Source organism: Corallococcus interemptor (assembly GCF_003668875.1).
GTDB classification, from domain to species: domain Bacteria; phylum Myxococcota; class Myxococcia; order Myxococcales; family Myxococcaceae; genus Corallococcus; species Corallococcus interemptor.
In genome coordinates, this window is the sequence record NZ_RAWM01000423.1 from 1 (window position 1) to 399 (window position 399).

A 399-nucleotide genomic window follows, 5' to 3' on the forward strand; every position below is an offset into this window, starting at 1 on the left:
ATGCTGGGCCGTCAGCCGGCCCCGGAGGTGGCTTGATGGGAGGCCGCAAGTACTTCGGTACTGACGGCATCCGTGGGCGGGTCGGCCAAGGCGTGATCTCGGCCGACTTCGTGCTGCGCCTGGGCAACGCCCTGGGCCGTGTCCTGGTCGCCCAGCGCGGCCAGGACGGGCGCCGGCCGATCGTGGTGATCGGCAAGGACACCCGCATTTCCGGCTACATGTTCGAAGCGGCGCTGGAGGCCGGCCTGGTCGCTGCCGGCGCCGACGTACAGCTGCTGGGGCCGATGCCGACCCCGGCGGTGGCGTTCCTGACCCGCACGCTGGGCGTGGACGCCGGCATCGTCATCAGCGCTTCGCACAACCCGCATTACGACAACGGCATCAAGTTCTTCTCCGCCC

The 399-nt window shown here is 69.9% G+C and carries 1 pseudogene; it reads left to right on the forward strand.

The features are described from left to right. Window positions 1-35: 35 nt before the first annotated feature. Window positions 36-399: pseudogene (gene glmM / locus D7X96_RS39370) on the forward strand (phosphoglucosamine mutase); the annotation flags it as partial.